The sequence below is a fragment of the Desulfobacter sp. genome, assembly GCF_050177295.1.
The window spans coordinates 19,417-28,568 of record NZ_JBFXHE010000014.1 but is presented as its reverse complement, the minus strand read 5'-3'; the positions used below and the strand labels follow the sequence as shown (position 1 = coordinate 28,568).

General features: G+C 44.0%; 9 protein-coding genes and 1 rRNA gene. 2 read left to right on the top strand and 8 right to left on the bottom strand.

The genetic code is table 11. The annotated features are described in order from the left end of the window. The 6 genes from AB7U36_RS02515 to AB7U36_RS02490 form a co-directional block, all read right to left on the bottom strand. Positions 1 to 67, bottom strand: a 16S ribosomal RNA gene (locus AB7U36_RS02515); the annotation flags it as partial. A 195-nt stretch (positions 68 to 262) separates the two neighbouring features. Next, positions 263 to 3,046 carry an Hsp70 family protein gene (locus AB7U36_RS02510; protein ID WP_428158234.1) on the bottom strand — a complete coding sequence of 928 codons (2,784 nt, stop codon included), beginning with the start codon at positions 3,044 to 3,046 and terminating at the stop codon, positions 263 to 265. 18 nt (positions 3,047 to 3,064) lie between these two features. After that, entirely contained in the window at positions 3,065 to 3,778 is a 714-nt protein-coding gene (locus AB7U36_RS02505) for a DUF2760 domain-containing protein (RefSeq protein WP_428158233.1), read from the bottom strand. A gap of 203 nt (positions 3,779 to 3,981) precedes the next feature. Further along, positions 3,982 to 4,263: a ComEA family DNA-binding protein gene (locus AB7U36_RS02500; protein WP_428158232.1), complete on the bottom strand. Its 282-nt coding sequence runs from the start codon at positions 4,261 to 4,263 to the stop codon at positions 3,982 to 3,984. A 274-nt stretch (positions 4,264 to 4,537) separates the two neighbouring features. Next, the gene (locus AB7U36_RS02495) at positions 4,538 to 5,464 is read right to left on the bottom strand and encodes an OmpA/MotB family protein (RefSeq protein WP_428158231.1); all 927 of its coding nucleotides are present in this window, start codon (positions 5,462 to 5,464) and stop codon (positions 4,538 to 4,540) included. A gap of 136 nt (positions 5,465 to 5,600) precedes the next feature. Next, positions 5,601 to 6,137, bottom strand: a complete 537-nt coding sequence (locus tag AB7U36_RS02490) for an LPP20 family lipoprotein (RefSeq protein ID WP_428158230.1) — start codon at positions 6,135 to 6,137, stop codon at positions 5,601 to 5,603. Positions 6,138 to 6,364: 227 nt separating this feature from the next. Between AB7U36_RS02490 and AB7U36_RS02485 the strand changes: the two genes are divergently transcribed. Both AB7U36_RS02485 and AB7U36_RS02480 read left to right on the top strand, forming a co-directional pair. Then, a complete protein-coding gene (locus AB7U36_RS02485; protein ID WP_428158229.1) occupies positions 6,365 to 6,859 on the top strand; it encodes a hypothetical protein in 495 nt (164 codons plus the stop codon). A 16-nt stretch (positions 6,860 to 6,875) separates the two neighbouring features. Continuing rightward, positions 6,876 to 8,096: a D-alanyl-D-alanine carboxypeptidase/D-alanyl-D-alanine-endopeptidase gene (locus AB7U36_RS02480; RefSeq protein WP_428158228.1), complete on the top strand. Its 1,221-nt coding sequence runs from the start codon at positions 6,876 to 6,878 to the stop codon at positions 8,094 to 8,096. A 1-nt stretch (position 8,097) separates the two neighbouring features. On the opposite strand, the gene folE2 is transcribed toward AB7U36_RS02480, so the two are convergent. Together folE2 and rpoZ are read right to left on the bottom strand one after the other, a co-directional pair. Further along, a complete protein-coding gene (gene folE2, locus AB7U36_RS02475) occupies positions 8,098 to 8,877 on the bottom strand; it encodes a GTP cyclohydrolase FolE2 (protein ID WP_428158227.1) in 780 nt (259 codons plus the stop codon). Positions 8,878 to 8,941: 64 nt separating this feature from the next. Then, positions 8,942 to 9,151, bottom strand: a complete 210-nt coding sequence (gene rpoZ / locus AB7U36_RS02470) for a DNA-directed RNA polymerase subunit omega (protein ID WP_428158226.1) — start codon at positions 9,149 to 9,151, stop codon at positions 8,942 to 8,944. Between the last annotated feature and the right edge of the window lies 1 nt (position 9,152).

Genomic DNA, 9,152 nt, shown 5'->3' with positions numbered 1-9,152 from the left:
GTTCGACTTGCATGTGTTAAGCACGCCGCCAGCGTTCATTCTGAGCCAGGATCAAACTCTCCAGTTATAATCCTTTACTAAAACTTTTTAAGGTCTGCGCTTTAAGCTGTTAAGCCCCAAGCGCATTATCATTGACCCGCTCTTTTCTTTTTCACTGACCAATTTTCAAAGATCAAAATTCTTTTCAAAACCTCAAATTAACATAACTTGAGAAAAATATATAAAAACAAAATCATTGTCAACTGTTTTTTTATTTTTAATATTACAGCAACACAAGTCCGGACGGCAGGCGTTCTCCAAACTGCATATTTTTTTCTTTCATGCCCATATCTGTCCGCTCTCTAACCTGGCGAATATACGCTAAATCTCCCCCCCGTCCCCCAAGCCAGGTAATGATTTCTTCCTGAACATCAGCAGCCAGATCACGGGTCCGGTCACCGGTCTTTCGTGCCAATGCAGCAATCAAACTATCCACCGGATCATCCTGGATCCATTCTTTTTTCATAAGCTGATGTATCCACCGGGTGACTTCAGCAGCAGGTACAACCCTGTCTTGGGACCCGTAAAGCAATTGCCGTGCACCCAACCTTGACAGGGACCATAAATGTCTGCCCATTTTTTTTCCGGGCCTAATCACTTTGATCAATGCCTTTGCCAGGACAACTTTATCTTTTACAAGCAAACGCTCCATGTTTGCACAGGTCATCCACAGCTCTGTTAGCTCCTGAGGAGTCATTTTTTGTTTTCCAGGTTTAATCAAAAGCCCTGATGTATCCTGAAAAAACTGACGCTGCTGACCAGCCTTTAGTCCGCCGGCAATACGGCGGATAAATATCCACCATTCCAGGTTATTTTGCGGAGTATTATCAAAAGTCAGCCGTTTTAAATATATTGTCCACAATTTCCTGATCCGCTCTTGATCAAATGCATCGCCAAAGCCGGGGCGCATACAGAATCCGGTCAAATTCAACCACCGTGACTCATGGGCGGCGGACAGCGTACGCACCTGGGAAATTTCAATAAGTTTGTCTGCAAGCTGCCGCAAAAAAGACAAGGGCCAATTTGCTTTGCCCTGGGCTACCAATTTTTCAACGGATTTGACAATGCTATTTAACAACGCGTCATCACTTTCTTTAGAAAATGCCTGTTCTATCAGATTACCGGCATCATTAATCAGCGCGTCATCATAGACTTCACTTTCAGGGGCCGCTGATACCTCAGATACATTTCTTAACTGAAACTGCAATTTCCATTGATGATCACTGACAGCAGACCGGCAAAACATCACAAGGCTGCCCATTTCGGTATATTCAGCCCCCATGGTGACAGGCAACTGCTTTTTTTCCGCTTTTTTCCCGAATTTTATGATGGTCTGCAAGGGTGCCATTGCAGACAGAGACTCATCTACCCGGATTACGTTCCCGGCCACATCACCTGATCTAAAACTGGAACTGTAAACATCAAAGGATACAGGTTGGTTTGTCCGCACCTCAAAAGACAAATTTGTTAAATCTATTACAGATCCCTCATCAAGCCCCCGTTCCACCAGGCAGACAGCCTGTTTTGCCTCGCCTTGATCCGTTGCAATGCCGAGATAATAGCTTCTGGGGCTTCCACTGCCCACCCGGACGCCAATGCCTTGTTTTACCAACCCGTAATATGAAGCACCTATTCCTACTGCAAGTTCAGGACGATCATTATCAAGAATTATTGGCTTTTCAGGAACTGGCGTTTTAAACCATTTTCGAATGGCTTCTTTTATCCTGGACTGCACGAGAACAGGCTTAAGCGTTCCGCCGTTAAACAAGATAAAATCAGGCATGGGAGAATCTTTTCCCAGTATATCCTTGACTGTATGCTTATGTTTTTCCAGAAAATTTATAATATGTTTGGTGACTGAAGATTCTTTTTCAAAGGGCAGACCGAAATCCGCAATCTGCTTTCCGGCTTCATTCTCTACAAATTGAGTTGTGGTAACGTCGGCAAAAAACTTGTCGCATAATACGCTTTCCACATCACTCTTGGTCAGATCCGCAGACAAGGTCCCGGCAATCAGGGCACGCCCTTCTCCTTTCAAGGTAATCCGGACCGAGTTCTCCCTCTGCTCAAGAATCTTTTCTTTGGCTTCACGGCACCTGTGACAAAGGGTTTTCCACTTATCCGGGCTTATGGAATCTTTAGATTGGAACTTATTCTCAACAATTTTTGCAAGCGCAAGGTCGATATTGTCTCCACCCAGAATCAAATGATCCCCAACCGCCACCCGTTCAAACCGGGGGGATCCATCAGTCGTTTTCAAAGTAATCAGGCTAAAGTCGGTTGTGCCGCCACCCACATCACACACCAGAATCAGTTCGCCTTCCCCAACTTGGGTATGCCAGTCTGATTCATGACGGATAAGCCAGCTGTAGAAAGCGGCCAGGGGCTCTTCCAGAAGTGTTACAGAATTTCCAAATCCGGCTGTTTTCACCGCTTCCATGGTGAGGTCCCGTGCCTCTTCGTTAAAGGAGGCAGGAACAGTGATAACCACAAACTGATTCTCAAGGAACCTGTCTTCATCTTTCACAAAATGATTCCAGGCACTTCTGATATGCGCCAGATATTCGGCTGTGGCAGTGACTGGAGAAACTTTTTCACCTGCCCGGGAACCCCAGGGCAGAATTTTTGCGTGCCGATCCACACCCGGGTTGCATAGCCAGCTTTTTGCTGAAGAAACCAGCCGGGAAGGAATTTTGGAGCCGTGGTCCCTTGCAAAACTGCCCACAAAAAGGTCTTCCCTTTTTGTCCAGGGATGTTTGAGCACCTCTTTTGAAATATCGTACTCTCCCGGAATATATAAAAAAGAGGGCAGAACAAAAATTTTTGTCAGTTCCCCAAGACCCGTAAGCTGGGGAATGTTAAACGCTTTAATAACCGAATCTTTATCAGGGGTTTGCCGTGTTTCTTCAATTGTTTTTTTCAGTGCCGCCATATCCACATAGGAAACTGCTGAATTGGTCGTACCCAGATCAATTCCAATGACATACTGTTTATCCAGAAAATCCAAATCACCCCCTGATTACAGCTATTTTATCTCTATTTCTGCCGGTGTAATAATGCCTGAATCCTGAATATCAGACAGTTTGGGCACATCTTTTTTTCCGGCACGCCACCCTGGATGCCGGATCACGCCATTGAACGGCGGGTGCCCTGAAACATTGCCCACAAGGTTGATGGCATCAATATCAAACCCCTCTTCAATGGTGATTTCATCACCGTCTTCGCCCTGGACAACAGGTTTGGGATCTATATATTTTTTAACGGCCTTTTTGCAATCCTCCTGGATGCTTCTGACGGCTGCACCAATCTGACTGTCTTCATAAACACTTAAATCCTCATCAAAAAAATCCAACAGCCGGCCTTCACGCTGAAGAATAGACAGGGTATGGAGGAAAAGCCGCTGTTTCCGCTCCCGTTCAATTTTCTGATCAATGAAATCCTTTTTCCCCGACGTGGAAGATTCCTGCACCGTTGGATCTGGCGTGGCTTTTTTTCCAAGACCGGCAGTAAAAAAAGTCACCAATAACCAGAACGCCATACCCGCCAAAAGGAAAAAGCACATAATGCACGGCAGCACCCATTGAAAAAACCTCACGCCCTGTAATAAAGACAGGACAACAGGCAGGTTACCGGCAAGAAAAGCCTGCCCCGAATCCAAAGGATAGGATCCGGCAAGCCATTGACCTGTATAATAAAGGCTTCCGGCCAAAAGTCCGCCGATCACGGCCATCCCCCCCATTATTATCCAAAACGATTTTCTTCGGTATTGTTTATACATTGTTCCCCGCCTTGTATTTTCAATTGGTTCAACCCCAAATAAAGACTACCATGCTGAAAATCCAGCATGGTAGTCAATGATAATACAAAATTAATGGTCCGCAAGTAAAGGCTTGTACTTGGGAATCAAGATTTAATTGTGTTTAGCGTACCTCGTAAGCGGCCTCACGTATCCTTAACGCAGATTTGATCTTTATTCGCTTCAAACATTTTAGGTCCGATTCCCTTTACCTTCATAATATCTTCTATAGTCATAAAGGGCGTAGTTTTACGAAATTCGATGATCCTGTCAGCAATGGCATCGCCAACATATTTCAATGTTGTCAGCTGTTCTTTAGGCGCGGTATTAATGTTCATCTTCTTTGCGTCAGCCATTGCCGGCAGCGTACAGAGGGTCACCATCACACAAACCAGAATACAAAGACTTCTTCTTAACTTTGTTTCCATACTTCCTCCATGTTATATAATTGGTAATAAAAGTCTGCACATTTAACTTACAGACGCTGGACGCATTTCCGATCAATATGAAAAAAGAAAATGGCCGTTGAACAAAACAAATATTAGAAGTATCAGATCGAAAAGCAGCTGAATCAATTCAACAACAAGATATTTAATTAACTTAATAAAAGCCTAATAAAATATCAATAATTTTTTTGCCTTTGTGGGAGTTAAACAGAAACAAATAAAATTATTCCCTTACGCAATGGAAACTCCCTGGAATTTAACCACTGAAGACAACCGTTAGTTGTGCACGGCGCTGGAAGGTTTTCTTTGATGACTGCATTTTGGCTGCAAACCGGTGCTCTCCTGTTGAACCGATTTTAAAAATATCCGATTTCAGGCCGTTTTTCACCATTTCATGAACAACGTTGGCTGCCCGGGATGCACCTAACTCCAGGTTGGATGGGTATTTACTGGTATGGATAGGGTCAGGGTCTGCATATCCGTTGACATAAACTTTAACGTCATAGGGTTGAAGGAACAGTGCCAGTTTCTTTAAAAAGGATTTGTATTCCTTGGCCAGGGCCGCGCTGCCGGAAGAAAAGAGGATCGGCAACGTGTTGTTAATCTTTGCGCAGCTGCCGTCTGCATCCATGACCTCTACCCAGTCTTCAAGGCCGGCCTTTCTAACGGCCTGTTCAATATCGGGAAGTTTCGCCTGCACATTGGTTTTGTCAGGTACTTCTCCCCTGTCTATCCTACCCGGCGTGGACGAGAGTCGAATCTGAGCTGCTTTCTTTTCCCGGGCTTTTTTCATGTCATAGACTTTCTTGTACTTTGAAACGACGTTGGCAAGATGCTTTTTTTGAGTCTCAAGCCGGGAAATTTTTTTCTCTTTCAATCCCGCAGAGTTCTGGAGCACCTGAGGCACATGTCTTCCGGAATCAGCTATGCGGTTTATTTTGACGATAAGCCAGTCAAGATCTTTCTGAGTATCATGAATTTGTTCATTTAAAACGCCCTCCTGGGTCCGGTAGTCTCCGAGGACGCCCTCAAGTTCTATAATTGAATACGTTTCAGGATCAAGCTTAAGTGTTTGATACGCGCCAGTTGCAATATTGGCATAATAAAGAAGTATGATATACAAAGGTATCAGGACAAACAGCACCCTGCTTGGGAATGTCGGTGTCAAAGGAATAGTTCCCATGTGGCCCCCTGTCAGTATTCTGTTAATTTGAATACCCCCCAAAGCCTTGGCGGGCACAACAAAAAATGTAAGATAAATCTTGGGCGCCGCAGGCGCTTCGCCCTCTTGTATCTTGTTTCTTGCCTGCTTAACATCATCAGCCTTTATCTGCAAGACCCACAGGCCACCATACCATACCTTTTTTCGAAAAATTAATTCTCAATCTTAACCGGGCAAGGGTGATGCCATATTCCCCATGGGTAATATCCATTACTTCGGTTCCCCGTAACCAGGATTGCGTATGAACCTGGATTGTATCCTGATTAACGGTTCCACGCCCCGCTCGCATATACGCATCCACATAAACGCCACGAACTTTTTCAACCAGCTGCCGGTATCCATCCGCAACAGCAGCACGTTCCGCCATGAGTATCGCTTCTCCTTTTGTTAATGCATTTTCAGGCTCAAGCCCCTTGCCCGTCACCTGAAACGTGACAATTTTTTGATTAACCGTATTGTCTGCAGAAGAATCCAGAACGCCTCCCGGCCCTCCCTTAGAAGAAGTAATATTAATACAGCCCCATAAGGATAAAGCAATTAAACATGCCGACAAAGCCAATAGTTTCTTCATAACACCAGATCTCCCCTTTGCGGTTAACAGTTGCAAAATCAACTGTGTCAGCCATTGATTCACATATTGTATTCATGCTAAAAACGAATCGTCAGTTGGGGTTTTAAACTTTAGAAACATCAATGTTTCGACGTTTGCAGTTAAAATAAAGCCGACAACCCACGGTTAAAACGGACAACTCAATGCAATCCAGTTTGAAAACTTATTCAAAAACTTATTCAAAAATTTATTCAAAATTCGTACCTTATCCCATAAAAAAAAGAGGCTGGCTTCTCACGGCAGGAATTCTTTTGGTTTTAATATCCTTAAAACCTCTGTCTGCCGGTCATCTTGAAGGGATTGCCACCTATTACATTCGATTTGATCTTAAAAGTTCCAGCCAGCGAATCACCGACGGAAAACTGACAATGGTGCCGGCACATGAGGATTTCAGAGCGGCAACTTTTTCTTATTTTCCGGTATCCGGCATTATCCCGGCCCTGCCCCAGGAAGCGGCCCAGACCATTGAGGCCAAAGCAAAACAAAATGCATTTATTCAATTGTTAGAGCAAAAGGGGCTAAAATCGGTAAAGACCCTGAACTATGATACCATTATCAGTTATGAAGGCTGTGTTCAGGTGCCTGTTGCCTTATTTATTTCGCCGTATAATGACAAAAACAAAGGATTTCCTTATAAAGCCCGGGTTCTTTTCAGCCCGTTAAGCTTTCCGGATCAGTGGGAATCATTGCGCCGCCGGTTTAAAATCAAAAAATTTCTTGACAATTTTTTCCTCTTCTTTCAATAGTTTTTATTTTAATACCATGAAAAATAAAATTCAATTATATCTTTGCCTGACTATTTTGGGTCTTTTTCTGACCATTTTCACATCGTTGCATGTTTGTGCCCAATCATCGGGTATTATTTTGTCCGATGATCAGGGCAGAACCATTTACGCAAAAAATCCGGATAAACCTTTAATTCCTGCATCAACCTTGAAAATACTGACCAGCCTTGCGGCAATCAGGACCTTCGGTCCGAATTTCCACTTCCAGACATTGGCCTATTACGACAAAACAACATTAAACCTTTACCTGAAAGGATTTGGAGATCCTTTATTTATCTCCGAGGAAATAACCAAGTTTGCGCATCGAATTTCAAGCCATCTTTTCAAACAGGTCTCTGAAGGCCGTTTCTCATCCGCTGTTATCCGAAATATCATTGTGGATCAGACCTATTTTACGCCCCTGATTACAATTCCCGGTGCCGGTTCCTCTGCCAATCCTTATGATGCCACAAATGGGGCGCTATGTGCTAATTTTAACACAATTTTTTTGAAATGGAACAGCCAGAACAAACAATATATTTCTGCTGAAAAGCAAACCCCGTTCCCAGACATTCTGGCACAGCAGATTACTCCCGGATCAAGAAAAACAGACAGGATTCTTCTGTCTTATGAACTTCGGCAGGATTATCCGGGCATACTGATGCACTATTTTTTAAAGGAATCAGGAATAAAAATAACAGGCACTGTCCAGAAAGGTGTATTTGCCGGATCTGATAAAGACTGCATTGTATATACATCTTCCTTTAGTCTGGCAGATATTGTTAAAAAATTGCTCAAATTTTCAAACAACTTTATTGCCAACCAGCTCATGCTGACCATGGGTGCCCGGACATTCGGCCCGCCAGCCACCCTTGAAAAAGGAAGATCTGCACTGAATGCATTTGCAGAAGAAACGCTAGGTTTAAGGGGCGTCTCGATTATTGAGGGCTCAGGCCTGTCCCGGCGCAACCAGGTGACGCCTGCCCAGATGAGGGATATTCTTATTTCATTTATGCCTTGGTATGAATTTCTAAGAAGGGATGGGAATGAATTTTATAAAACCGGTACGCTGTCGGATGTCAGAAGCCGTGCAGGCTTTTTCCTTGGAGAAGATAACCGGCTTTATCCCTTTGTGATCATGCTGAATCAGACCAGCACCGGATATGACACCATCAGGGCTTTGCTGAAGGAAAAGGTTTCAAAGGCCAGCCAGCCATAATTTAACCCCTTGAATGCTCTATATAGGCATAGGCGCTGTGATTATGAATGGATTCAAAATTTTCTGCACTCACGGAAAACCAGGTGATGTTGGGATCTTCGATAAGAGCCTTGGCCACATCCCTTACAATGTCTTCGACAAATTTTGGATTATCGTAAGCTTTTTCCGTGACATATTTTTCATCTGCACGTTTCAGCACGGAATAGATATCGCAGGATGCCGCCTGTTCAACCAGATTGACAATCTCTTCAATCCAGATAAATTTATGAAACCGGGCCGAAACAAGCACCTCTCCCCTCTGATTGTGGGCACCATATTCTGAAATTTCTTTGGAGCAGGGGCATACAGAGGTGATAGGAACCGCCACTTTTAACACGAGGTCTGCTTTTTTCCGGCCATTGGAAGAGCCAATGATCGCGCAATTATAGTCCATCAGACCCTTGGATTGGGTGCAAGGAGATGTTTTTTCGATAAAATAGGGAAAAGAGATTTCAATGTGTGCAGACTTTGCCCCAAGCGAGGTTTTCATATCTTCCAGAATGCTGGTCAGAGAATCAAGAGACACCGACGTATTAACTGTATGCAGCAATTCCACAAAGCGGCTCATATGGGTGCCTTTGCACTGATGGGGTAAATCCACATACATGTTGATTTCAGCGACTGTGGATTGGGAACCATTGGCTTTATCCCGGACAGTCACCGGGTATTTAAGCCCCTTGATGCCGACTTTATCAATGGGGATGTTCCGAAAATCCGGCTGGTTCTGGATATCAATCATCATGATATATTTAAAATATAATCAGCAGATGCATCAAACGTTTTGTCAGCCTTTTACCCAAACCAGCTTATTTATCGTCAAACTCGGTATCTTTTTTAACAACAATCCGGTTCGCGGCAATTTCACGCAGAACGGTTACCACATCTTCGTTTTTCGAGGATGGTACAAGAAAGTCAGCCCCTTCCCTGACCTGACGGACCCGTTTAGCTGCCAGATGTACAAGGGTGAATCGGTTATCCACATTTTTCAAACAATCTTCAATTGTTACACGTGCCACA